Here is a 25,812-nt window from a genome sequence, read left to right as displayed (position 1 = left end):
AAGACAGAAATCTCAGAAAATACCGGAATCTCTTTTTTTGCTAGGCGGGATGGTAATAAAAAGCCACTGCCAAGATTAAATAGGTGGCTAGTAATAGGGTTCCATCTAACCAATTGGAACGACCGGTAAAGCTGATTAAATTAGTGACAACCACCGCTACAATTAAAGCCACCACGTTAAAAGGATTAAAATTTAAATCCATCGGTTGCTGCCAAAATTGACCGATAAAAACTAATAAAGGTGCTACGAATAAAGCCACCAATAAACTATCACCCATCGCCACGGAAACCGTTAAATCCATCTGATTTTTTAGGGCTAATTGAGTGACGGTAACTATTCCAGAAACATCGCTAATTAAAGGAATAAAAATTACCCCGATAAAGAGAGGAGTAAGATTAAATCCTTCCATCACCGATTCCACTACATTAACAAATAAATCTGACTCATAGGCTACAGCTACGGTGGAAGTAAGCAGCACAAGTAACCAAATCCAGACTTGAGCTTTTTCTTCCTCACTAACCTGATTGTCGGGGGTATTTTCGTTACTTAATCCCACTTCGTAGAGATAGCTATGGGTTTTCAGGGAAAATAATAAAGTTAACCCGTAAACTATTAATAAAACCGTGGCGGTGACTAGGGAAAGACTGAGAATATCGGCAACTTCCACCACGTTAGAAGTATATATTACCAAAGTTGGTAAAGCGATCGCTATTACTGCTAAAGTCATAGAAGAACCATTTACCCGGGCTAAAATCGGTTTAAATTCTTGCTCTTTGTAGCGAATTCCTCCCGTGAGCATTCCCATGCCCATAAATAATAATAAATCACTGAGAATACTACCGGTAATACTGGCTTGTACGATGTCCACCAAGCCTTTTTTTAGGGCAATTAAGGCAATAACTAAAGTGGTAGTATTGCCAAAGATAGCATTAACTAATCCTCCCAAAGTTGGCCCAGTGACTACGGCAACTCTTTCCACAGACGTACTTAACCAAATTGACAGGGGAATAATCGATAAAGCGGCAGTGATAAAAATAGCTTGATCTCCCCAATTAAGACGACTAGCGACCACCGATAGGGGAATAAATAATAGGAAAGCAAAGGAGACAATTTTTCTTAAATTCATGGGTTATTAATGGTGATTTCTCCCACCATTCCCGCTTCAGCATGACCTGGAATAGTACAGATTAATTTATACTTACCAGTTTTGAGAGGAACTATTACCCATTCTGCCTGTGCATTAGGTTTTAATTCTAGTTCGTGAATTGCCCCTTTAATCTCCACTTTTCCCGCTTCAACTTTCTGCGTCCAACTAGCATCGGCGAAGTCTTTAGCGGTAAAATAATGTTTAGTGGGACTGGGATTATCGAGGATTAATTTGTATTTTTGTCCGGCAATAAAGTTTAATTGACTAGGAAAGAATTTTAATTCTCCTTGCCCAGAGCCTAGACTAATTTTAACTTCTAGAGGGGCAGACCCGGCGAAGGCGGGAAAAGTCACTAACCAACAACTAATTAAAACTATTACTAATGCCACAAATTTTTGATAGATATCCTGGCCAGCGAAGTAGGGATTAGAATTCATTTTGCTCCTGCAGCTAATAATAGAGAAAATCTGGCGGCTTTGACGATAATTTTACAACAAGTGGTGATTCCTAAGTGAGTGGGTGGAATTAAATATAAAATGAACGTAGGTTGGGTTGAAGCATGAAACCCAACGCCCGCTCATGTTACGCTACTGCTAACCCATCCTACAAATAATTGTGCCTCTCTACTTACCGACTCTTTTCCCTTCCATCCCTTAAAAGTCCCTTGGTCATGGTTAAAACCGCGGGACTTCTAGCCACTGTAATTTAAATCGACAAAATTAATCTAAGCTATCGGGAGAATGGGGATAAAGTTGTTCTGCTTCCGGACAATCTTCCGAGACATTAATATCAGGATTCGTCCGCGACACCGATGCCAGTTTTCTGCTCACCGCACCGATACTTTCTAAACGCACCATTTCTTCCCAAGAACTAATTTCGTCTTCTTCTTCTGTTTCGTAGCGAATGGTGACGAGATCGCTTTCTAGATCGACAATACGAGCATTATCGATCCATCTTTGCTGATCGCGCAAGAAAATGCAGACTTCCTGACCATCCATACAGAATTGATAAATCTTGCGGTGTAACATAAATTGCTCCTAAACAGCTTCTTTTGTTGGATTCAACTAACGGGAAGTGACAAAATGCCAATCTCAGCAATAGCTCAAGAATTCCCGTGGGTAACACAAAAGGGAGAAAAATTCCGCTAGTAGTGGCAAGAATGGGTAAGAAAAGTCAGGTTTCCAGTTTGGGGCTACGTTCTTCAAAGACATCGATTCGATTAATAGACGGCTTCGGCGATTCAGTAAAAAATCGCCCTTATAGAGTCATTGTCACATAAATTTTCACTTCCTAACAGTATTCCTGGATGGAATCGGGAATGAGGTTTAGGGATGAGGTTATGCCATTTTTCTTTATTCATGGCAGGTATCCTACTCCCCTCTTGCGCCCCTCCACCCCCCACATCGGTAGGGCAGGGGGAGTTTGGGGGTGAGGGCAATTAACCATATCTGCCATTACTTTTGAAAAATGCTATCAGTACCGTCCCCTTTCCAACCCCGAAAAATAGCTATAGACGCTCTGCCATCTTGGCAAGTCATGGGGCATCGCTCGCCACTTGATTCCGTTGGCCGATAAATAAAAAATGGCTGTGAGCTTATAGCTACTTCAGGGTAAGCGCATCTTAAGGATCCTTGACAAAATGAACTTTATGTGAGTTGCTTACCCACGATTCAGGCATATTTGAGGAGAATTTGCCATCTCAATTGTTAATAGCGTTTGAGATGCGCTCACCCTGTACATCGAAGGAGCTATTTATTATTTACTCAGACTGAGACTCAGGGAGTAACTTAGGTTGAAATAATTGGGAAGGAACAAAACGAAAACCGCTTTGATCTTCTTGACGAATTAATAATCCTTGTTCTTCCATCGATTTAAGTTGGGGCAAGAGAGCAACAAAGGTTATAGCATCAAGTTTAGCCAAAGTTTGATCAGAAATATTCTCACTAATGCCACCGGCTTGATGAGCAACGTATAATAAATGACGAAACTGAGGACTTAAATAATCAGTAAAGTCTTTTTGAAGGATTTGCCAAATTGAATAAAAAGCAGTTTCATCAATAATTTCATATCCTTCTGAAGCAGCTTGCCTTAATACTTTTTCACAGATAGTATTCAGTTGTCGAGGAATTCCTTGAGCGTAACCCGTAATTAAATTGATGACTTCCTCTGTGAAAGGATAGGGATCATTTCGCTGTTCGTTTCTGGCACTATTAAGATAATTAATAGCAATGTGACGTAAATCATCTTGACTCATGGGTTCAAGGGGAATATCTTCAGAAAAGATACCAAGGGCTTTTAAGGTTGCTTCTTGAAACTCGGTAAAGCCTCTTCCTGTCATGATAAATCCTCGATGTTTTCCCATCCGAAATAAATCTAAACTACTTTCTAAAATTGTCTGGACAACAATGGGATCTTTTTTGTCAAAATCATCAATAGCAATAACAATACGAGAATAAATTTCTTCGGCTCTATTTAATAACCGAATGAGTAGAGGATACGGGTCAGCATTGGCGGTGGGAGTCAGTTGATTAGCAGGGGATTCTTCCTTTTTGCCAAAGGATAAAAAGCCTAATTTAACTTGTCCTTCAGTAGTGGTTTTATTGCGTTGGATAGAATACCCTAAAAGCGTATTAGCAATGTCTCTTGATTCTTGATCACTATCCGCTAAACTATCGGCTACAGCTAATAATAAAGCACGATAAAATTCCGTGGAACTTTCCCCAGGAATACTGCTAATATAAAGCAATAACATTTTTTCATTTAATTGGTTAACTTCCTGTTGTAACTGGTTAATTAAATTAAAAATCAAAGCAGTTTTACCAATACCCCAAGCTCCCCTAACTAGGATATTACGTCCTTCATAGAGGGTCGGAATAACGACATCTAAAACTTGATCTCGTCCATAAAAAATCTTTGCTAATTTTTTGCGATCATCGGGGGGAGTTGCTCGAAAAGGATTTTCTATAAGTCCCCATCTTTTGAGAGTTGATTGATAACGGCTGAGTCTTGACATTTTTTACGCAGATTGTAGAATTTTTAGTAGATAATTAATTTCCTCTAGTCGTTCTGAATTATTTTTTTCTTGATAATATGTTTGTGCCTCTTTTAAATGACTACAAGCTTGGGAAATCTTGCCAATTTGTATTTCTAGATTGCCCAGTGCAGTTGTCACAGAAGCCACATTATCTTGATCACCTAAACGACGGAATAGACGTAAAGAATCTTTAAAATAAAGTCTTGCCTGTTCGAGCCTACCAGTGCGATGATAGAGACGGGCAAGTTCCAATAAAATTGGAGCCAAACTACTAATATCCTTTTGTTTTTGATAAAGTTGCTGACAATTTTCTAAGTGTTCAATAGCTTCTGTATAATATCCGCCCTCAAATAAAGCTTTTCCTAATTGATAGGAATAGTTAAAATATAAGGTTTTGTCTTCGGTTTTTTCAATAATTTCTCCAGCTTGTTTATAAGAGTTAATTGCTTGTTGAATGTCTGTCACTTTACCAAGAAGTTTAAATCGTTCTCTGAGAGTATTGGCTAAATTATATTGTGTCTCTGCCCAATCTCCTGGAAAGGCTTGACGGGTATAAATTTGTAAGGCTTCTTGATAACAGACAATTGCATTTTCGATATTCTCGGCTTTATTGCCTCTAATTCGTTCACTGTAAGCATTGCCTAAATTATTTTTAGTAGTTGCCCAGTCAAGAGGAAAGGCATCAAAAGTACGAATTTTTAACGCTTCTTGATAACAGAAAATTGCAGTTTCTATATTCTCTACTATGTCTCCTTGGATTCTGTTTTTGTAAGCACCACCCAGATTATTTTGTGTTACTGCCCAATCTTGAGGAAAAGCATCACGGGTACAGACTTCTAAAGACTGGTTTAATGCTGCTATAGCTAACTCTAAATTTTCTGCCCTTTCCTCTCTGATGCGTTGACTATAAGCAGCACCCAGATTATTTTGTGTCCTTGCCCATTCATAAGGAAAAGCATCACGGGTATAGACTTCTAAAGACAGGTTATAAGCAACAATAGCTAACTCTAAATTTTCTGCCCTTTCCCCTCTGATGCGCTTACTATAAGCAGTACCCAGATTATTTTGTGTGTTTGCCCATTCATAAGGAAAAGCATCACGGGTATAGACTTCTAAAGACAGGTTATAAGCAACAATAGCTAACTCTAGATTATCTGCCCTTTCCCCTCTGATGCGATTACTATAAGCAGTACCCAGATTATTTTGTACGCTTGCCCATTCATAAGGAAAAGCATCAGCATCACGGGTATAGACTTCTAAAGACAGGTTATAAGCAACAATAGCTAACTCTAGATTATCTGCCCTTTCCCCTCTGATACGATCACTATAAGCATTACCCAGATTATTTTGTACGCTTGCCCATTCATAAGGAAAAGCATCACGGGTTCTTACTTCTAAAGACTGGTTATAAGCAACAATAGCTAACTCTAAATTTTCTGCCCTTTCCCCTCTGATGCGCTTACTATAAGCATTCCCCAGATTATTTTGTATCCTTGCCCATTTTTCAGGAAAAGCTTGACGGGTATATACTTCTAAGAGGGTCTGATAGCCTGTAATAGCGATTTCTAGATTATTAGCCCGACTTCCCAAAGGAAAATCTGCAATCTTAATACATAAATTCTGAATCACCCCGACAATAGCCGCCACTTCTTCTGGTTTCCTTTGAGAAAACACATTTCTAGCCCATTGTTGCAACAGTTGGGCAAAGGTATCATCTAACAGATGTTGACGGCGTTGTAGGATAGGATAAACCACCGTAGGATCGCCATTACTCTCCCATTCTGCTTGTAAGACTTCTGATAAAAACTCCTGATATTCCTCTATACTTCCCGCTTGAAGGTTGAGAAACTGCCCCAATTGTTGCACCATATCGCGTAACCAAGATGATGTGATGGACTATGATTTTTTCGACAGACCGACCCTATGAATATACTAATTAAAAAAAGGTGGGTTAAGTCCCACCTTGATAACTGATTAGGATTTTTGGCTGAAATAGGCCTCTAGTGCCTCATTGATGATTTGATTCATCGGCCGTTTTTCCGTTTCCGAAGCTTCCTTGAGACGGACAAACATATCATCGGGGACGCTGACACGGTTTTGATTTTTACGCACGCGTTTGGGTTTTGATTCAGTGGTAGTAGTTTCGGTCATTTTAGGTGTGTAGGTGGCTGAAAATGCTTGTAAAGCAGGGAAATTGACTCGGTGACAGAATTCTCCGAAGGTCTCGTTATTTTGTTGATTCTGTTGGAAGTAAACGAAAATCGGTTCTAAGACCTTTTCTAGATCATCGATCGCCATTTTATCCAAATAGGGGCGCGCTAGTCGAGTTTGATCGGCTGTTCCCCCCAACCAGAGTTGGTAGGAATTGGGAGCGCTACCCACAAATCCTAATTCTGCCATATAGGGACGCGCGCAGCCATTGGGACATCCTGTCATGCGGATGACAAATTGCTCTTTGGATAATCCTAAGCGATTAAGCAGGGTGCGAATGCGTTCAATCACGCTGGGTAAGATTCTTTCCGACTCAGTAATCGCTAATCCACAGGTAGGCCAAGCAGGACAGGCCATGGAATAACGGGTTAAAGGGTCAATTTCGGCGGGATTGGTGATAATTCCGTGTTCTTTCAGGATCGCCTCGATCGCTTGCTGATCTTTGGGTTCAATTTCGTAGAGAATGATATTATGGTTAGCCGTCAAGCGCATGGGTAGCTCAAAACGCTCGATAATCACTTTTAAGGCGGTTTTTAGCTGAAAACTGCCTTCATTTTTGACCCTGCCATTTTCTACATGAAGACCAAAAAATAATTTTCCGTCTCCCTGTTCATTCCATCCCAAAAAGTCTTGATATTCCCAATCGGGGAGGGGTTGGTAGGGGGCAATTTTTTGGCCGAAATAACCCTCAACAGTGCTGCGGAATTTTTCTACTCCCCATTCTTCGAGGATATATTTCATTCTCGCATGACGACGATCGCCGCGATCACCGTAATCTCTTTGGGTTGCCACGATCGCTTTTACTAGATCATATACCTCCTCTTTACTCACATAACCGATCGCATCGGCCATTCTGGGGAAAGTTTCTTCCTTATTGTGGGTTCTTCCCAGTCCACCCCCCGCAAGGACGTTAAAACCCTGTAATTGACCATTCGCGTCGGTAATCACCACTAAACCGATGTCATTGGTGTAGATATCGATGGAGTTGTCCCCCGGCACGGTGACACCCATCTTGAACTTACGGGGCATATAATGTTGACCGTAGATCGGTTCGATCGGATCGTTTTTGTTGATGCCATTTGTATCTTTTTGTCTCGATGCCTTGACGGACGGCGCTTCTTCTGCACTGATCACTTTTTCGCCATCGAGCCAAATTTCGTAGTAAGCTCCAGTTTGGGGAGTGAGCAAATCGGCGATATTATTGGCATATTCCCAAGCATAGCCGTATTCGGGGCGATTTTTGTAGGGGGCTGGCGGTGCAGTGACATTGCGGTTAACATCACCACAGGCCGCTAAAGTGGATCCCATACTGCGGATAATTTCCCCGAGGGTTGCTTTGAGATTTTTCTTTAAAATGCCGTGTAATTGGAAGCCTTGGCGGGTTGTCACCCGTAAAGTGCCGTTACCGTAGCGATCGGACAAACTATCGAGGGTAAGATATAGTTGCGCGGGAATAAAACCCCCCGGACTGCGGGTACGCAACATCATTTGATAGTCTTTTTCTTGACCTTTGGCTCTATTGTCGCGATTATCCTGTTGATAGGAACCGTGAAACTTGAGAATCTGAACCGCCGCATCGGTAAAATGGGTTGTATCTTCGAGGAGTTCACTGGCCAAAGGTTCTCGTAGATAATTACTGCGTTCTTTGATACCTTCGACTTTAGAAACCTTGGCGGTAGGAGAAATAGGAGTTGTAACCATCGTCTAACAGCACGATAACCTGTGGATAGGTCTTAGGAATTTAGACAAGCTCGATCGATCCTAAGAAGTTTTACTAATATGATCTCTAGAGTTCGTTCCAGACTCTGAGGTTTACAGTAGCGATCGAGACATTAATTCTATCTTAACTTCTTACCGTCCCCCGCGAACGCCATCTACCGATCGACTTTTTATGACCAATTCTCCTAACATTAAAACGGTTATTAGTCAAGAACCCTACATTATTCTTAACAATCAGGGAGAAATTCTCCCTTCTATTAATCTGAGTCGTCCTAATTATAAATTGGGGCGGGATGGTCAACAGGTGGATTTAGTTGTTCCCCAACACTGGACGGTGGTGAGTCGAGTCCAAGCTTGTTTTCGTCGTCAGGGAGATGATTACTATATCTACGATGGAGACGGGACTAATCCTAGTTCCAATCAACTTTTTATCAATAATCGCGTGATTACTCCCAAAGATGGCTATCTTTTACAAAATGGGGATGAGATTAATATCGGTCAAGATGTCAAAAATTCGGTCAAGATTACCTATTATCATCCTAACCAACAGGTAAAAAGCCCACCTTTAGCTTTTAAATCGGTTTCCCTAAGCAATCGCAGTGTAGTTTTAGGACGAGATAAGGCTGCCACTGTGGTTTTAGACGCTCCGACAATTTCCCGACAACACGCGATTATCGACAGCGATAACCAAAATCGTTATATTCTCCACGACAAAAGCACCAATGGAGTCTTTATCGACGGACAAAAAGTATCGGGTAGTGCCATTTTAACTAATGGTTGTACAGTGAGAATCGGCCCCTATAGTTTTCGGTTGCAGGGAGATGACTTAGTTTTATTAGATACAGGGGATAATATCCGTCTGGATGCCGAAAATATCGTCAGGATGGTGCGGGATAAAAAGAAACGACCTTTAATAATTCTCAATCATATCTCCCTACCGATCGAACCGAGTCAATTAGTGGCAATTGTCGGGGGAAGTGGTGCGGGAAAATCGACTTTCTTAAAGACTTTATTAGGAATTGAACCCACCACCTCGGGAACTGTTTATCTGAATGGGGAAGAGCTGCGCCAGAATTTTAATATCTATCGCACCCACATCGGTTATGTTCCCCAATACGATATCGTTCACAGGGATTTAACCGTGGGAGAAGTGTTATATTATGCTTCTAAATTAAGGCTACCTCCCGATCTTAATTGCCAAGAAGTGATCGAGAAAACCCTGCAGCAGGTGGAATTGTTAGAAAGAAGAAATACTTTAGTCAGAGACTTAAGCGGTGGTCAATTAAAAAGGGTGAGTATTGCGGTAGAATTATTAGCTAATCCCAAATTATTCTTTTTAGATGAACCCACCTCGGGATTAGACCCCGGTTTAGATAAAAAGATGATGGAATTGCTGGCAAAATTGGCCAAAGAAGGCAGAACAATTCTCCTAGTCACCCATGCTACTAATAATATCAATCTCTGCGATCGATTAGTTTTTCTCGGTCAAGGGGGCAATTTATGTTATTTTGGTTCTCCGGGGGAGGCCTTAAATTTTTTCTCTTTACCTCAGGGGGATTTTGCCGATATTTATATTCATCTGGAAACTAGCGAAAAAGTTGAGCAAGAATGCCAACGTTTCCAACAATCCGACTACTACAAAAATAATATTGAAGCAAGAATCGGTAAAATATTTCAGCAAAATCATAGTAAACCGCAACAGGTTCAACAATCTTTTTGGCCACAACTACAGGTTTTATGTCAACGCTATAGCCAGTTAATTATCCGTGATCAATTTAGTTTAATTTTATACCTATTAACCGCCCCGATTGGAATTTTCTTAATGGCCATGGTTTTAGGGGACAAAAATCCTTTATTTTTGGGAGATAATCCCAGGTTTGAAGATGCTATCCAATCGGCACCTTTAGCCTTAAAAACTCTCTTTGTTTTTACCTGCGCGGAATTGTGGGTAGGTTTTGCCTGTTCCCTACAGGAAATTGTCAAAGAATCAGCAATTTATCAGCGAGAAAGATTAGTTAATCTGGGATTATTACCCTATTTATTCTCAAAAATTCTGGTTTTAGCAGCCTTAGCTTTTCTGCAAACAATTGTAATTACCTGCGTGATATTTTGGCGATTTACTGACCAACAACCGGAATTAATGACTTGGTTAATTGGCTTTTTTATTACCACATTTTTAACTATATTTGCGGCAATTAATCTCGGTTTATTAATTTCTGCTGGCGTTAGTAATATCACTCAAGCAAATAGCGCATTACCTTTAATTTTAATTCCTCAGATTATCTTTGCTGGGGTATTATTTAACTTAGAAGGTCTGGGAAAATATCTATCATGGTTGATGATTAGTCGCTGGTCGATTGGTGCCTACGGGGTATTAGTAGAGGTGGAAGCTATGATTGCAGAAGCGAAAGAACAAAATGACTTTAATATCCCTTTACCCTTTGAGGATACCAATCAAGTTTATCAATTATCTATCAATAATTTGTTATTGAATTGGGGAGTATTAATTCTTCATTCTCTTATTTATTTTCTCCTTACCTCTTGGTTGCAAAAAAGAAAAGATATTTTGTGATCTGAATGATAACTGATAACTGATAAGTAGGGTTTGCGGCAAAAAGCTTTTCGGTGGTGGCAGGGTGTGGGGTGTGGGGTGTGGGGTGTGGGGTTTTACCAGTTTTGAGGTGGTCAACTACCTAATTTTCAGGGAAAAAGTACCTGAATTTTCCCCCGATCCCCGCAATGGCCGGCACTTTTTGAGGGGAAAAAAGTCCAAAAGTCTTATCCAACAAGGTTTTTAGATTTATTCAGCAGACCCTAAGTAGGGAGGCACAATTATTTGTAGGATGGGTTAGCGGTAGCGTAAACTATACGGGCGTTGGGTTTCATGCTTCAACCGTTCGGCAAAAGCTCACGGCCGAAGCCCAACCTACGTTCATCTTATATTTAATTCCACCCACCTACTTAACTGATAACTGATAACTGATAACTGAAGGCTAACCCTACTTAATTTAACTTCAGAGCAAGAGCGATCGGACATTCCACTTTCGTTCCCCCTAAACCACAGTAACCGCCGGGATTTTTCGCTAAATATTGCTGATGATAACCTTCAGCATAATAAAATTCAGGTGCGTCGATAATTTCCGTGGTAATTTGACCATGGCCCGCTTTATTGAGAGCTTCTTGATAGATCGATCGGGATTTTTCCGCTAATTGCTTTTGCTGGGGACTATAGGTATAGATACCCGATCGATACTGAGTTCCCGTATCATTACCCTGACGCATTCCTTGGGTGGGATTATGACTTTCCCAGAAAACCTTTAACAGTTGTTCGTAGGAAATCACACTGGGATCATAAACCACTAAGACCACTTCATTATGCCCAGTCATGCCGGTACACACTTCCTGATAGGTGGGATTAGGGGTGATACCAGCCGCATAACCTACGGCCGTGGTGTAAACTCCTTCTAATTGCCAAAATTTCCGCTCTGCTCCCCAAAAACAGCCTAAACCAAATATTGCGGTTTCCATACCGGTGGGAAAGGGGGGCTGCAAAGGATGACCGTTAACGTAGTGGCCGCTAGGTACGGGCATTTTTTCCGATCGCCCGGGTAGTGCTTCCCTTGCTGTGGGCAAAGTTAATTTTTTTCCGAATCCGAATAGCACCATAATAAGAATTTGTCCAGAAAGTTTTACCTTACTTTACATTGTCGCTTAATTTTGGCGATTTCAGTGATCGGTGATCAGAACTGAGGCTGCAGCTCAATTTTTGTCAATCTACTGAGTTGGGATTTTGAAAGGGAAACTCTCGGCTAAAACTGGGCGTTATTTCCGATTTTATCACTCAATCCCAACCCCGGAGCGCATTAGTTTTTCGGTGGGATGCTTACAGGCAGTTGTTCATACACTTGTACCAGTTGAGGCGTTGCTGAATCAAGGTATGAATGCAAACTTTGCATCAGATGCAAAAGTTAGTTTGGCTCTAGGTTTTAAAAATACCAGAAAAGAAGATTCATATCTCAAATCAGCAACGCCCAAATTGTTTTGGATGTCAGGCTATCATCAGATGAAATTAGTGATGGGTGTAGATGCTAAAACTGGTTCTAAGTAGGGAGGCACAATTATTTGTAGGATGGGTTAGCGGTAGCGTAACATGAGCGGGCGTTGGGTTTCATGCTTCAACCCAACCTACGTTCATTTTATATTTAATTCCACCCACTCACTTATATTAATTGTATATTTGATTTTACAGCTTAGGCAAATTCCTCAAATATATGGGGATACTTTACTTAATAAACTGCGCTATGTTAACTTAATTTGATCCCAAGAGGGAAATTTAATCTCTCTAAGCGAACGCCTGTTATCGTTGGCTTGTATGTAAAGTTTTATGTACAAATTCAACATTTCTGCTACAGCTAATTCAGTATTTTTGCTTATTGATTTGGCGCAAGCGAATGATTAAGATATGGTGTATGAAGCGTTCAAGACTTTTACCACTATGCCTCTTACACCATCCGATTTACTATGGTCTCAAAACCTTTTCATCTCTGAAGACCTGAAAGATAACTTCCTATATGAAAATGTAAAAACTGCATTTTCATCAGTGTCAACGCCTAGCTTCAGAGCTCGCTTTAAAAATATAATCTTGCCAAGTGGTCCAAATACACCTTACACACCAATAGCGGGTAATACATCTGGCGGAATTAACAGCGTAGCCCCATATAATTTAGTAAACAACGATACAGTCATTAAAACTCTTGATTCTACAGAAAAAGGCTTACTTATCCACACAGCTTTGGATGTAGGAGGAACTCCAAATCTATGGGATAGTACAGATGTTGCTAATTATACTGCTGCAACGGTTTTTGCGGATGCGCTAGGAAATGCTAGTAGTGGCAACCTATCCCTAAGTCAATTCCTGGTAGAGGATACCTTTAAAGGTATACAGGCAAACATGGGCAGGTTCTCTCGTACCCCAAGTAATGGTGTCAATGGCAATGTTAAAATTACCTTGGTTTGGACAGGAACTCCTAGCATCACCGATACAGATGCTGACTTGGATCTGATTTTAAAAGTTGGTAGTACTTTTTACAATTTAACTGCAATATCAGCTGCTAATAAGCGTCAAATAAGTACCCCGGACCCCCTTGCTGTCCTTGCTGGTCCTCCGGGTGTGGATTTGATTACTGGTGCTGTTGAGTACATAGAACAAATTTTTCTTCCGGGTAATCATCCAATTTTGAAACCGGGGGGTATTCATGCTAATAGTTTTGAGGTTTATGTTAATGGTACAATGGGTTCAGTACCATTTGCTACAGGTCAAGATTTCTCGGTGTTTGTCACTTCTAAACCTGTAGTTGGTCAAGGTCACGGTTGGGGAGATGTGCATCTGTCAACTTTTGATGGCAAGCCCTATGATTTGCAAGCAGTTGGAACGTTCATTTATGTCGAGTCTCTGGTTGATGATTTTCAAGTGCAAACCGTTCAAAAACCTTGGTATACAGGTGCTCAAGTTTCTGTCAATACAGCGTTTGCGATCGGAATAGACGGACAAACTTTTGTTTATGATTCAGAGCTTGCCATTGGTCAAGAATTAAAAGTTAATGGAGTAACATATAATCTAAACAGTGGCGGCAGTGCATTGTTTGGTAACACGAGAATCCAGCGTTCAGGTAATCAGTACACCTTCACCTATGCTGGACTAGACGGGAATTTCTCCACAGCCGATGATAACGATGTCGTCATCGCCTCGGACTATGGAAGCTACATTAATGTTTTTGTCAATCCATCTGATGATCGCGCTGGCTCGCTACAAGGGCTTTTAGGTAATGGCGATGGTGATAGCAGTAATGATTTCGCTCTGCGTGATGGCACGAACTTAGGTCCTAATCCCTCTGTCGCAACGATACATACAACGTTTGCCGACAGTTGGCGAGTTGGCAAGGGCGAATCCCTGTTTGGTGATTACACAATATTGGCTCAATCTAAATCATTATCTACCAGCATCGTTCCTGTTCCCGATCCCGAGCCTATCCCTTTTCCCAAGGAGTTTATTTCCTTAGAAACTCTAGCGAAACAAAATGCCAACGCAGTCGCAGACGCTTTCAAAACAGCACGAGAATTTGGTATTGCGGAAGGTGCGTTTTTAAATGGTGCGGTTTTCGATTTTCTGGTAACGAAGGATAAAACCTTCTTGTTAGGAGCAAAGGACACAGCGGACTTAGCACTTAAAAATGGAGAAATTCAAATTCCACTTGGAAGCATCGAAGGCAGTAAATGGAACGATGTTAATGCTAATGGTATCTGGGAGGCAGATGAAAAAGCCCTAGCCGGTTGGACAATTTACATTGATAGTGTTGCCAATGGAACACTAGATCCTTGGGAACTTTCCACAGTTACTGATGCTAACGGCAAATACAGCTTTACTAACTTAGGACCGGGAGAATATGCCATCCGAGAAGTGAATCAAACAGGCTGGCTCCAAACCTCCCCTAGCACTCCCTACGCTTTGATCTTGAAAGTAGGCGAAAAATTGACTGATGTTAATTTTGGCAACTACTTTCAGTTACCCAAGATTAATCTTAGTCCCAGCAATCAGACTGTTGTTGAAGGTTTGACCACTCCTCAAAACGCCTCCTACACCGCCACTCTTTCCCAAGCAAGCAGCCAAACCATCAGCGTTAACTATGCTACTGCTAACGGTACAGCAACCGCGGGAGCGGATTACACCGCCACCACTGGAACTCTAACCTTTGCCCCTGGTGTTACTACTCAAGTCATCAACATTCCCATTCTCAATGATTCCCTTAATGAGGCAGATGAGACCTTTACTTTAGCTTTGTCTTCTCCTACTAATGCTGTTCTTGGTGCGGTGACGATAGCTACCACGACTATAACCGATACTATCACGGCCGCTGTCACCACGACTTTAGCGGCAAACGTGGAAAATTTGACACTGACGGGAGCAGCCGCCATTAACGGTACTGGTAACGCAGGTAATAACGTGATCACGGGCAACACGGCCAATAACCTTCTCAACGGTGGTGGGGGCAATGATACCCTTAATGGTGGTGCCGGACTCGATACCTTGACGGGGGGAGCAGGAAACGATGTCTTCCTCTTCCAATTTTCCCAATCTACTGTCGCTAACCCTGACCGGATCACTGATTTTGCGATCAACTCCGACAAAATTGATTTGCTCAGTGCCGCGGGAGGTGTGCTGCCTGCCCCCGCTGCCTTTAGTCGTGCTGCCAATTCTGCGGCTACCACTTTAACCAATGTCGTGAATGCTGTTTTTACCGATGCCAATGGTGCCTTAGCCGGAAACCAAGCACTTGGTATTAATGGCGCGGCCCTGGTCCAAGTAACCACTGCTGGGATAGCCGGAAACTATATTATTGTCAATGATAATGTTGCTGGTTTCCAAAGTGCCAATGACTTACTGGTTAACGTTACAGGCATTACCGGCACATTACCCACTGGCAATATCCCTGTTTCCAACTTCTTTGTTTAGTGGATTCCTGATCGGGTGACAAGAATATTCTCAAGCCGGCGTGTTAGGGGTCGGGAATGGAGTCGCCTCCATCCCCCCCCTTCAGAATCGTGCATGAGACTTTCACCTCACACGGCTCCTAGTTTGATTGTTAGGGATACAGCTTGTCTTAGGCACTTGGTTGACATACTCCCACCGTCAAGCTACGCTGTGACGGGGAATTCTTGACCTATCACTATCGGAAATTCCTTGTTCAACGAGACAGCTTAGATTCTCAATGTCTCCACTGAAAACCCAGAGGCCGGACTCTCCCCCCCCCTTGCCCCCCCGACCCCCCCGATGTCGGGGGGGGCAGGGGGGGTGGGAGATGCGAGTAGGATGCCTGCCACGAATAAAGAAAAATGCTATCAGCCAATTACTTTGAGAGTTAAGCAGTAAGCGTTGGGGTTGTTGGGTTTCGCTTTTTCAATCGAATTATAGCACTTTTCACGTTAGTGAGGTGTCGACAAGTTTTGCAAACAAAGGGTTTAAGCTCCTTGCCCATACCTCATTCTGATGAAAACTGCTATAGATGTAATTGGGCTAACCTACTTCCCAATTGTGTTAGCATCAGAGATAAGTATAAAACAGCCGAACGATTAAAGCGGGACTATTGGCTCTATATGGTGTTTAACTGTGGGACAATGTCGGAAGTTTATGTCATTCGAGATGCGGTTACGCTAGGACGGCAACCTGTTACAAGCATTGAACATTATCAGCTTGGACTAGAGGCAATTCTCCAGCAGGATGAACGGGAATGAAGATCAGCAAAATTCAGATTAAAAATTTTAAGTCTTTTCAAGATGTTACCGTAGATTTAGAGCCTGATTTTAATGTCTTTACTGGGGTTAATAATTCAGGAAAAACCAATTTGCTAGAGGCGATCGCCCTTTGGCATGAGTGTTTTAACTTCTTGTTATACCAAGCAATTCGTGCTAAACCTGAACGTTATCGAGCGGGGCATTATGTTTTTAAAGATACTCAGTATTTACTTTACACAGATATAAAAACGGTTCGTAGTTCTAATATTGATGACTTATTTTATCAGTGCGATAAAAGTCAAAAAATTGAATTAATTTTTATCTTTCAAGATATATCTTCTGAGCAAAGAGCAAACCCATTATTAAAGATTGGTTTTTCAATTACAAATTCCCATGGCAACAGCTACAAGCTAGAATTTTTAAATCGTCAAGATTTTGATTTTTTTCAGTTTAACCAACTATTTCATAATTTTCCTAAAGTAATTGGCTGTTCTTTTGCTTCTCCTGTTGCTACGATTAGAGCGGATGAGAGGTTTTTAACTACTCCGCAGGTACTAGAAGCAATTCAAAAGCGAGAATCGGTTGAAGTCATTCGTAATCGTCTATACACTCTTCATAGTGATCAAGCAGCTCCTCAATTGTATGAGAGATTTAAGCGCGATTTGTCGTATATTCTCTTTGATAGCCCTAGTGCAGAGGTTAGCTTTTTTACTTCTAGTGATTTTCGGGATGATGTCAAAGTTATTATTAATTACAAAATTGATAATCGTGATATAGAAAAAGATATTTCTTTACTGGGAAGTGGGACAATACAGATTATTGTAATTTTATTAAATTTATATTCTTTTGGGCAAAGAAATGATCTCAATTTAATTCTTTTTGATGAGCCTGATAGTCATATTCATCGTGACATACAGAGTCGGCTAATCAATACACTGCTTAGATTCTCTGAGACAACACAAATTTTTTTAACAACTCATAATGAAAGTTTAATTCGACAGGTTTCTTTACATCAATTATTTCATCTGGAAAATAGACCTCAATATAATTATAATGCTTTATCTCGACAAGAACTTTTCGTAGAGCCACGCTTTAAAGGAATTTATCCCTCTGCGCTAAATCCTATTATTAGTTCTTTAGGGAATAGCAATGGTTTAGATTTTATTAATGCCGTTGAAGCGGATAAAATCATTTTTGTCGAAGGTCAGGATGATGCAAAAGCAATTTATACGTTATTACAAAAGAATACTATTGGTATAAATACAAAAAAATATTCTTTCTGGGTGATGGGTGGAGTCTCTCAAATTTTTAAGGATTTACCTAGTTACAAAAAGATATTTCAGTTAATTAGAAATCAGCAAAATTTATGGCAAAAATCCGTGTTAATTTTTGATAGAGATTTCTTAAATGACGAACATAAAAATCTAATTATAAATAATTTAAATAATCGGTTTGATTTGCCAACTTATATCCCAAGTTCATATACGTTTGAATCTATTTTATTTACAGATTTTTATAAATTGGGTAGGTTACTTTTTCTGTGGTTAAGTCGCCAGCAAAATTCGATTTCAGTGGATGCCGTAAGTCTTGCTCAAGGTCTTAAACAAGCCTATCTGAACTATATGAATCCCAAATTACAGCAATTACTCAATGATGATAAGGCATTTGAACAAATCATCTATCAATGCCGCTCTATTCGGGATAAGCTTAAGAGTGATGATATGTTGGGTACAAATGATAGGTCAATTCCAGAAAATGATGTTCAGTTATCAACTGCTTATCGCAACTATTTCAATCAAATTTTGAATACACGGGATTTTTACAAGTATGCCAAAAAAGATGACGTTCAAGCAATTATCAATCAGGTGATCAGCCCTCATAATATAGCGTTTAATATTGAGCAGGATTTTATTGCTTTATTAGAATGCGTTGATCGCTCAACTTGGTTTGAGGAGTGGGATTTTTTAACGAGATTGTAGAATTTTAACCATGATGACCTACCCTAAACGACTGATCGAAGTTGACCTACCCATTAAGCGAATTTCTGCCCATGCGCGGCGGTAAAAATCGATTCGTCATGGGCATATTTCTACGCTTCATAGCGCAGCTTGACGGTGGGAGTATGTCAATGAATTTGCCAAGCAAACTGATTACTGATTACTGTTCACTGAAAAAGAGCCGCCGCTGCCTTCGTTAAAATTAACCAAAGTGAGGCATAAGAGTCAAAACTCCCAAGTCTAAATCTTTACTATTGATCGATTTTGCCTCATAGAGAGCTAACATATCGTTTAATTGGGGATTACCGCAGGAGGAACCCGTTACGCCCATGGCAATAATCAAACCACAATAACCCTCGGTATTTTTGATGCGTTTTTGCCAATTGCGGCGTGCATTACGGTGGTCGGGATCATCCTGCTCGAATTCCCCAAATAGATAGAGATCACCGTTAGCCATTTTCAGAATCCCGAGATCATAACGGGTATCTTCAAGGGGATCTTCGCCGGGGTTAAAACCAATGGCCGCCAAACCGCCAGCTTGTTCGATTTTTTCGATAATTTCCTTGGCTTTCGGTCGGGAGGTCTGGATCATGACCACGGGGAAACCCTCCCCTTTTGTGGGTACGGATTGGGGTTGATAATGGATTTTCGGACGACTGCGAATTTTATCTAATAATTGCCAGGGAACCATTCCCAGACTCAGATGTGCATTATCGGGGACTAGATTTTCCTTGAGTACGGATTCTTCCTCATCATCCTCATCATCGTCGTCCTCCTCCTCTAAGAGTTGCATAAATTCCGCACATAGATCGGGCATCGTGGCTACCGTCACGGCCACGGTTTCCCCTTTTGCTTGTTCGGGATCGAGGGGAATGCGAAAACGACGCTGTAATTCTCCGATCGGTTCTTCGGATAAAGCGGATTGATTGCCTTTAAAAAAGCGCAACAGAGCTATTAAAGCTAAATACACCGTGATTGCTTCTTCTTCATCCAAATAGGGGCGAATACCTTCATAGGGATGCACGCTGCCGAAAACTGGATGAATCTGGGAAGGGGGAGCCGAGGCCAGATCGTAGTCATCCTCATCATCGTCCTCATCATCATCGGCCAATTCGTAGCTTAAAAACCAGCAATCTTGGGAAAGAAAGGCTTTTTCTAATCTTTCCATCGATTTTTCTTCCAAAGCGGCCTGCCGGAATTGTTTGAGAGATGCTAGGGAACGATAGAGAATGACTCCGTATTCCCGACCGAGCATTCCCATGACACAGGCGTAAAGATGCGGGAAATCGGGGCGATCGAGCTTAATTTCCAAAATATCGTAATCAGCTAAACAGGACCAGGGTTCAGCTTTCCAAATTTCGTGAGCGGTTTTTACTAAAGCGGACTGCCAAGCGGCGGGAATTGCCGGGGGGCGGTTATTTTGGAATTCGTCGAATCCACGAAAGAGATCATCGATCAGGGGCAAACTGGGGACATAATCGATGGTGATATCGAGATCTTGTAGTACCCCGCGCAGAAAAAACTGTGTTTCTCGATCGCGGACGATAATTTTTTTCGGTCTAGCTGGCCGGGCGGGACTTTGCGGCGTTTCGATGGCGCGGATTAAGGTTCTCACCATGGCCTCGGGCCCGGTTTCGGGGGAAACTACTTCCATAGCGCGTACACAGCCCTCGCTACCATCCACCCAGATCACGCACTCGCCGCCGCTTTCTTGATTTGGTTCTAGGGTGGCCCGGGGCATTCTCTCGGATAAGGATAAAGCACGACGATCTCCTTCCCAAACACTGGGAATTTGTGGAATTTTTTTGAGGCGGCTTTGGGTTGTCCGGGGCAGAAGATTCATCGGGAAATTTAGGGGTAGCTGTGTTAGGATTTTAACCTTTTCTTTTCAAGGATTCCATAGAATCATTCTATCGATTTAGTCCATAACTTGATAAATAAACCGGAAACCTGACCAAGTTCCCAGATCAAAGGCGTATTCATCAATTACACTGCCAGAATTATCCATTTTTAGACCTAAATCTAATTTTAGATCGCTCCAGAAAGCTCTGGCTATTTCTAGGGGGTTAGTCAGGGTGAGCAGTTGGGTTGCTTCTCCCTTGAGGCTTTGAGTGGCATTGAGAAGGGTCAAGGTGTTCGGGAAAGGATGGCGACTGAGGATCAGTATATTCTCTCTGATGCCCTTGGGTTGACTAATTTTCCAATGCCCTTGGCGGTCATTGGGGATGGTGGCCTTGGTTTTGGCCGCCACGACAAAGGGGGCCAATGGGCTGGAATTGCTGAAATTATCGGGGGTTTCTGAACAGGAACAGTATAAAAGCGGTTGGCGATCGCTGTTGAGGACAAGGATCATTGCGTAGAGGGGTTGTTCTTCTTGATTCTCGATTTGATAGCGAATTTCCGTCCCGACGGGCAGAATTAAGTCATTTTTGGTGGTATTAGTCCCCCTGCTACCCGCAATTTTTTGGGTTTGGAGCGTCGAGATATAGGTTTGATCGAGGCTTTCTAGGGTGACAATGACGGCTAAACCAGAGGATTCTTGATTGATCAACAAGTGCCACAATTTGCAGGCCAGCAGGGTTTCTAGTTGCGGTTGCAGTCGTTTGATCCCCGATTTAATGGCTTCGTTGGCCGCCCCTAAACTACCGATAATTAGGGAGCCATTGGCAGATAATAACTGATAATTGCCAGTTTCTTCGCCACCAACTCGACTTAAGAGACAATCTACCGTTTGTTCACCAATGTTAACCACGGCGGCCACATCGGGCAAACTGGCAAAGGTACTGGTGGCATCTACCCGTTCAATTCGGGTTAAGTTACTATCCAAACCGACGATTAAGCCGATTTGACTCGGAAAAACCCGCAATTTTTCCTGTAGAATCTGTCCTATTTCTAGGGAAGCAGCCGGGGATAATAATTGCGCTTTGGCTTTTAAACCCTGACGGGAGAGAATTTGTAGGCTGATTTCCTCCCCGGTCGCCTCAATAAAGCTCAAACAGGAGTTAATTCCGTAATTTTCTAGGATTTCTAAGGGCAGGCCGACCAGATTGACTTCTAGGGTGCGCTCATCAATAAGATTTGTAACAATTGCTGCGCCCCCCCTTGACGTTTCTGACGTTGTATGATAGGTTGCCGCAGAATTATTTTTTTGATTACTGGTTAGGATTGCCGGCTGCTGTTGTTCACTGCTGTGACTAGCGACAAGATTACGGAGATGGGGAAAAGCGATCGCAATTGTCGGACTGGGGCAAGCTTGCCAGAGATACTGGGTGAGATCATAGGTGAATAAGCCAGCATTGGGGCTATTACCGCTCAATTCCAGGGCGATTTGCTCTGGTTTAGCGGCAGCGAGAATAACGCCGTTACTAGGCTTATTTTTGAGGTTAAAACGGGTTTTAATATCGGCAGCGAAAGTTAATTCGGCGGGGTTAAGCTCCGCAAGGGTTCTAGAATAGGAACGAACGCGGAGATTACCGAGATAGGGCTGAGGTTGGGGGAGATGACTACTATCAAAAACCAAGCTAAACTTATCTGTAGCTAGACAGCGAGCCATCAGCAGGATATTTTCCTTAAGTAAAGCATTTTCTGCCCCATCAGCAGCAATAAAAACCTCTTTTCGGGCCCCAACACTGCCATAACCGCTAAAGTGAAAAATTACCACATCCCCCAACCTGGCTTGGGCGATCAGGTGTTCTAAAAAAGCCGATTCGATCGCTTCTCGACTGGCTTGTTGTCCCGTTAAAGTCACTATATCAGCATCCTGAAAGCCAAAACGATAACGGAGAAGGTCTTTTTGTAACTCCACATCGGTAAGACAACCAGGCAGCGGCGGAATATTCGCCCCATACTGGTCAATACCGACTAAAAGAGCCAATTTTCGGGGATTAGGGGCGGCGAGAGCGGCCAAATGACGGTTAAGGGTCCCTTGACTAATCGCCAAAGTCAGCAACCCCCAACCTGTCTGCTGGATCAATTCTCGCCTAGTTATGTTCATGACCCTCGCATAGCCCGGATTAATTCGGCAGCCACTTCCGGACGGGAAAATTCTGGAGGTGGTAATTCTCCTTTACGCAGCAGTTCCCGGACTTTCGTTCCCGAAAGGTGGATTCTTTCTTCCGGTAAACTGGGGCTAGTTTTGGTGGTTGCCATACCCGAAGTGCGGGTGCAGTAGAAAGCGTGTTCAAACTTCATCGGCACGATTCCCAATTCCCCCGGCTCGAACTCATCAAAGATATACTGGGCATCGTAGGTTCCGTAGTAGTCGCCGACTCCGGCATGGTCACGACCGACGATAAAATGGGTACAACCGTAGTTTTTACGGATAATAGCGTGGAAAATTGCTTCCCGGGGGCCAGCATAACGCATAGCTGAGGGGTTGATAGCCAGAATAACGCGATCTTGGGGGAAGTATTTATCCATCATGATTTCATAGCAACGCATCCGCACATCGGCCGGCACATCATCGCTTTTGGTAGCACCGACAAGGGGATGCAAGAATAAACCATCTACCACTTCTAGGGCGCATTTTTGAATGTATTCGTGGGCCCGGTGGATGGGGTTACGGGTTTGGAAACCGACAATGGTTTTCCAAGCTTTTTCGTGGAACATCTGGCGCGATTGCAGAGGATCGATCTGATATTTGGGAAACTGAGGATGAGGATCGCGCTGAAGTAACCAAATTGGACCTGCGAGGTTAATTTCTCCCTGTTCGTAGAGGACTTTTACCCCAGGGTGTTTCTGGTCGTCGGTACGATAGACGTTAACTGCTTCGTGGGCCTTATTATAACGGTATTTTTGGGTTAGTTCCAGGACTCCGACAAAGTTGCCCTCGCTGTCATCTAAACGAATCCAGTTGCCTTCTTTAAGGGGATCCGCCACTGCTTCGCTAACGGAAAGAGTCACGGGAATTGCCCAGGGTAAACCATTGATTAGACGCATATCATCGACGACTTTTTCGTAGTCGTCCTGTTCCATAAAGCCTTTGAGGGGACTGAAACCACCAATAGCAATCATAACTAAATCCGAGAGCGATCGTTCATCTAGGGAAACTCGCGGTAGTTTTTCAGCTAGGGCCAGAAATTCGGCTTTTTCGGCAGCGGTAGCAATACGATTAATTAATTGCCCACCGTGGGGCGCGATTCCTTCGGTCAGTACAGTCATAAAAATTTCTTTACATTGTCACGGTTGATCCTATCAGAAGTTGGTTAACCCTTAATCAAGGGGTTGGGTCTGGCGATGATTTTCCAGTTGGAACAGTTTACAATAAGATTTGTAAAAATTTATAAATAATTATGAGCGAAAAAGTTGTCCTGATTGTCGGTGCTACGGGGGGTATCGGTGCCACTTTAGCGCATAAACTAGCTGTTAATGGTCATAAACTCGTATTAGTGGCCAGAAATGCCGATAATTTATCTAATTTAGCTGGTGAGTTGTCTTGTCCCTCGTTAATTGTGCCGACGGATATCACCAATCCCACTCAGGTGGAAACTTTGATGGCAAAAATTGTCTCCCATTACGGCCGGTTGGATGTGTTGGTTAATGCGGCTGGAGCCGGTGTGATGAAACAATATAATAAAATCACGCCGGAAGATTTAGATAAAATGCTCGACCTCAATCTGAAGGGGAGTTTTTATACCTGTCAGGCTGCGGCTAATGTGATGAAGGAAAATAAGGCCGGTCATATCTGTAATGTGGTGGGAATTTTGGGTAAGCATTCTATGGCTATGGCTGCCGCTTATTGTGCTTCTAAGTACGGGGTGGTGGGTTTTAGTAAATGTTTGGCCGATGAGTTAAAACGCTATGGTATTAAAATGACTTTATTCTATTTTGGTGGTGTCGATACTCCTTTTTGGGATCAGGTGAGCTTAAAAGTTGATCGCACTAAAATGTTAACCGCTCAAACCGCCGCCGATGCTATCTATTTTGCCATGAATGCTGAACCCCAAGCCGTCCCCATGGAAATTAATATTCAACCCGATAGTCATCTCTTTTTTTAATCGTCAGGAGTCAGGAGTCAGGAGTTGAGAGTTGGGGTTTTAGGGTTTTAGGGTGTTGGGGTTTTACTTGAAATTCCCCTATCTCCCCACTCCCCCACTCCCCCATTCCCCACTTCATAATTCATAATTCCCACTCCCCATTTCCCCATTTCCCCATTTCCCCATTTCCCCATTTCCCCATTTCCCCATTTCCCCATTCCCCATTTCCCCATTTCCCCATTTCCCCACTCCCCACTTACTAACACTCAACCACTTTTTTGACTTTATCTATGTTTGTTGATCATATTCATTTTTATGTAGAATCGGCCAAAAAATGGCGAGACTGGTTGGTGCGGGTGATGGATTTTCAGGCGATCGCAAGTTTAGTTAATCTCCACACGCACACGGAAATAGTTGGCAATGGCATCCAAAAAGATAAAACTAAACAGATTATTTTTATCTTATCTTCTCCTTTAAATTCTCTCAGTCCCGTGGCGGAATTTTTAGGTAAATATCCTGAAGGGGTGGCGGATGTAGCTTTTCAAGTGGAGGATTTGGACGCTTTAGCTAGGAGAATTAAACAGGATATTTTTATTCAGGAAACTGCTTTTTCTAGGGGGAAGATAAAAAGCTGTCAAATCTCTAGCATTGCTAATCTCAAACATACGTTAATTGAAAGACAGGGAATCACGCCAATTTTAGCCGATCCTGATCTGATTGAGTATGATAGCAAGGAACAATATAATCAGGATATTTTGGCAATTGATCATTTAGTTTTAAATGTTTTTCAGGGGAATTTAGAGTTAACAGCCAATTGGTATGAGGAAAATTTAGGCTTTAAAAAAAGGCAAACTTTTACTATTAAAACGGAGCGTTCTGGTCTTTATTCGCAGGTACTTGTTCACCCCGAAACCGAATTAAAGTTACCAATTAATGAGCCAGATAGTAACAGTTCTCAAATTCAAGAATTTTTGGATATTAATCAAAAATCTGGCATTCAACACATTGCTTTAAAAACAGAAAATATTGTAAACTTAACTCAAAAATTACGAGATAGGCAGGTAGAATTTTTATCAGTTCCCGACAGTTATTATCAACAAATTAGCTATCAAAAAAAAGATTTTAATATTGCTGATTGGGAATGGTTAGAAATTAAAAAACAGGAAATTCTCATTGATTTTGAACAAAATAGTCATTCCCTCCCAGAAAAGCCGACTTTACTGCAAATTTTCACTAAACCAATTTTTTCCCAGCCGACTTTCTTTTTTGAATTAATCGAGCGACGTCATGCCGCTAGAGGTTTTGGAGAAGGCAACTTCCAGACCCTATTTGAAGCGATCGAACGGGAACAAATACAGCGAGGAACTTTAGATTAAAGTCAGAAAAGCGAGCATTTATCCCGTCAGACTAAGTAGGTAGGTGTTAAAAGTTTTCAGATCC

Annotated in this window: 19 protein-coding genes and 1 pseudogene; 7 read left to right on the top strand and 13 right to left on the bottom strand. The window is 42.1% G+C overall.

Annotated elements, in window-relative coordinates; all coding sequences use genetic code 11:
• Window positions 1-40: 40 nt before the first annotated feature.
• The 7 genes from cax to sir all read right to left on the bottom strand — a co-directional run bounded on the left by cax (window position 41) and on the right by sir (window position 8,093).
• Window positions 41-1,126, bottom strand: coding sequence for a calcium/proton exchanger (cax, locus tag IM515_RS05010; RefSeq protein WP_002765102.1), 1,086 nt, complete (start codon window positions 1,124-1,126; stop codon window positions 41-43).
• A complete protein-coding gene (locus IM515_RS05005) occupies window positions 1,123-1,584 on the bottom strand; it encodes a cupredoxin domain-containing protein (RefSeq protein WP_287628011.1) in 462 nt (153 codons plus the stop codon). Before IM515_RS05005 ends, cax begins: the two co-directional genes overlap by 4 nt.
• Window positions 1,585-1,866: 282 nt before the next feature.
• Window positions 1,867-2,175, bottom strand: a complete 309-nt coding sequence (locus IM515_RS05000) for a DUF6679 family protein (protein ID WP_002757875.1) — start codon at window positions 2,173-2,175, stop codon at window positions 1,867-1,869.
• A gap of 445 nt (window positions 2,176-2,620) precedes the next feature.
• Window positions 2,621-2,731, bottom strand: coding sequence for a transposase (locus tag IM515_RS04995; protein WP_370582930.1), 111 nt, complete (start codon window positions 2,729-2,731; stop codon window positions 2,621-2,623).
• 175 nt (window positions 2,732-2,906) lie between these two features.
• Window positions 2,907-4,160, bottom strand: a complete 1,254-nt coding sequence (locus IM515_RS04990) for an ATP-binding protein (RefSeq protein WP_287628010.1) — start codon at window positions 4,158-4,160, stop codon at window positions 2,907-2,909.
• Between the two features lie 3 nt (window positions 4,161-4,163).
• Entirely contained in the window at window positions 4,164-6,050 is a 1,887-nt protein-coding gene (locus IM515_RS04985; protein WP_287628009.1) for a tetratricopeptide repeat protein, read from the bottom strand.
• Window positions 6,051-6,155: 105 nt separating this feature from the next.
• The gene (sir, locus tag IM515_RS04980) at window positions 6,156-8,093 is read right to left on the bottom strand and encodes a sulfite reductase, ferredoxin dependent (protein WP_287628007.1); all 1,938 of its coding nucleotides are present in this window, start codon (window positions 8,091-8,093) and stop codon (window positions 6,156-6,158) included.
• Between the two features lie 190 nt (window positions 8,094-8,283).
• Between sir and IM515_RS04975 the strand changes: the two genes are divergently transcribed.
• Window positions 8,284-10,683 (top strand): FHA domain-containing protein, encoded by a 2,400-nt coding sequence (locus IM515_RS04975; protein WP_287628006.1) that lies wholly within the window; start codon window positions 8,284-8,286, stop codon window positions 10,681-10,683.
• A 431-nt stretch (window positions 10,684-11,114) separates the two neighbouring features.
• Here the strand turns inward: IM515_RS04975 and msrA are convergent, their stop codons facing one another.
• Entirely contained in the window at window positions 11,115-11,777 is a 663-nt protein-coding gene (gene msrA, locus IM515_RS04970; RefSeq protein ID WP_287628005.1) for a peptide-methionine (S)-S-oxide reductase MsrA, read from the bottom strand.
• Window positions 11,778-11,901: 124 nt separating this feature from the next.
• Here msrA and IM515_RS04965 point away from each other — a divergent pair, with 124 nt between their 5' ends.
• A complete protein-coding gene (locus IM515_RS04965) occupies window positions 11,902-12,219 on the top strand; it encodes a hypothetical protein (RefSeq protein WP_287628004.1) in 318 nt (105 codons plus the stop codon).
• An 843-nt stretch (window positions 12,220-13,062) separates the two neighbouring features.
• On the top strand, window positions 13,063-15,621 hold the full coding sequence (locus IM515_RS04960) for a Calx-beta domain-containing protein (RefSeq protein WP_502881969.1): 2,559 nt from the start codon (window positions 13,063-13,065) through the stop codon (window positions 15,619-15,621).
• A 177-nt stretch (window positions 15,622-15,798) separates the two neighbouring features.
• On the opposite strand, the pseudogene IM515_RS04955 reads toward IM515_RS04960, so the two are convergent.
• Window positions 15,799-15,912: pseudogene (locus IM515_RS04955) on the bottom strand (zinc ribbon domain-containing protein); the annotation flags it as partial.
• A gap of 350 nt (window positions 15,913-16,262) precedes the next feature.
• Here IM515_RS04955 and IM515_RS04950 point away from each other — a divergent pair.
• Both IM515_RS04950 and IM515_RS04945 read left to right on the top strand, forming a co-directional pair.
• Entirely contained in the window at window positions 16,263-16,400 is a 138-nt protein-coding gene (locus IM515_RS04950) for a hypothetical protein (RefSeq protein ID WP_172970506.1), read from the top strand.
• Complete coding sequence (locus IM515_RS04945) at window positions 16,397-18,379, top strand: ATP-dependent nuclease (protein WP_287628001.1); 1,983 nt, start codon at window positions 16,397-16,399, stop codon at window positions 18,377-18,379. The genes IM515_RS04950 and IM515_RS04945 overlap by 4 nt, the downstream gene beginning before the upstream one ends.
• 220 nt (window positions 18,380-18,599) lie before the next feature.
• Here IM515_RS04945 and IM515_RS04940 read toward each other — a convergent pair whose 3' ends face one another.
• The 3 genes from IM515_RS04940 to sat form a co-directional block, all read right to left on the bottom strand.
• Window positions 18,600-20,240 carry a DUF6930 domain-containing protein gene (locus IM515_RS04940; protein ID WP_287628000.1) on the bottom strand — a complete coding sequence of 547 codons (1,641 nt, stop codon included), beginning with the start codon at window positions 20,238-20,240 and terminating at the stop codon, window positions 18,600-18,602.
• 75 nt (window positions 20,241-20,315) lie between these two features.
• Window positions 20,316-22,391 carry a caspase family protein gene (locus tag IM515_RS04935; protein WP_287627999.1) on the bottom strand — a complete coding sequence of 692 codons (2,076 nt, stop codon included), beginning with the start codon at window positions 22,389-22,391 and terminating at the stop codon, window positions 20,316-20,318.
• Entirely contained in the window at window positions 22,388-23,557 is a 1,170-nt protein-coding gene (sat, locus tag IM515_RS04930) for a sulfate adenylyltransferase (protein ID WP_287627998.1), read from the bottom strand. Before sat ends, IM515_RS04935 begins: the two co-directional genes overlap by 4 nt.
• A gap of 131 nt (window positions 23,558-23,688) precedes the next feature.
• On the opposite strand from sat, the gene IM515_RS04925 reads away from it, so the two are divergent.
• Window positions 23,689-24,393 (top strand): SDR family oxidoreductase, encoded by a 705-nt coding sequence (locus tag IM515_RS04925; RefSeq protein ID WP_287627997.1) that lies wholly within the window; start codon window positions 23,689-23,691, stop codon window positions 24,391-24,393.
• Between the two features lie 47 nt (window positions 24,394-24,440).
• Here the strand turns inward: IM515_RS04925 and IM515_RS04920 are convergent, their stop codons facing one another.
• Window positions 24,441-24,605, bottom strand: coding sequence for a hypothetical protein (locus tag IM515_RS04920; RefSeq protein ID WP_287697895.1), 165 nt, complete (start codon window positions 24,603-24,605; stop codon window positions 24,441-24,443).
• 57 nt (window positions 24,606-24,662) lie between these two features.
• Here IM515_RS04920 and hppD point away from each other — a divergent pair, with 57 nt between their 5' ends.
• On the top strand, window positions 24,663-25,748 hold the full coding sequence (gene hppD / locus IM515_RS04915; protein WP_287627996.1) for a 4-hydroxyphenylpyruvate dioxygenase: 1,086 nt from the start codon (window positions 24,663-24,665) through the stop codon (window positions 25,746-25,748).
• The last annotated feature ends 64 nt before the right edge of the window (window positions 25,749-25,812 follow it).

Origin of the sequence: Microcystis sp. M44BS1, assembly GCF_020244875.1 — a bacterium.
GTDB lineage: Bacteria > Cyanobacteriota > Cyanobacteriia > Cyanobacteriales > Microcystaceae > Microcystis > Microcystis panniformis.
Note: the sequence above shows the minus strand (reverse complement) of the source record. Positions and strands in the feature narration are given on the sequence as shown.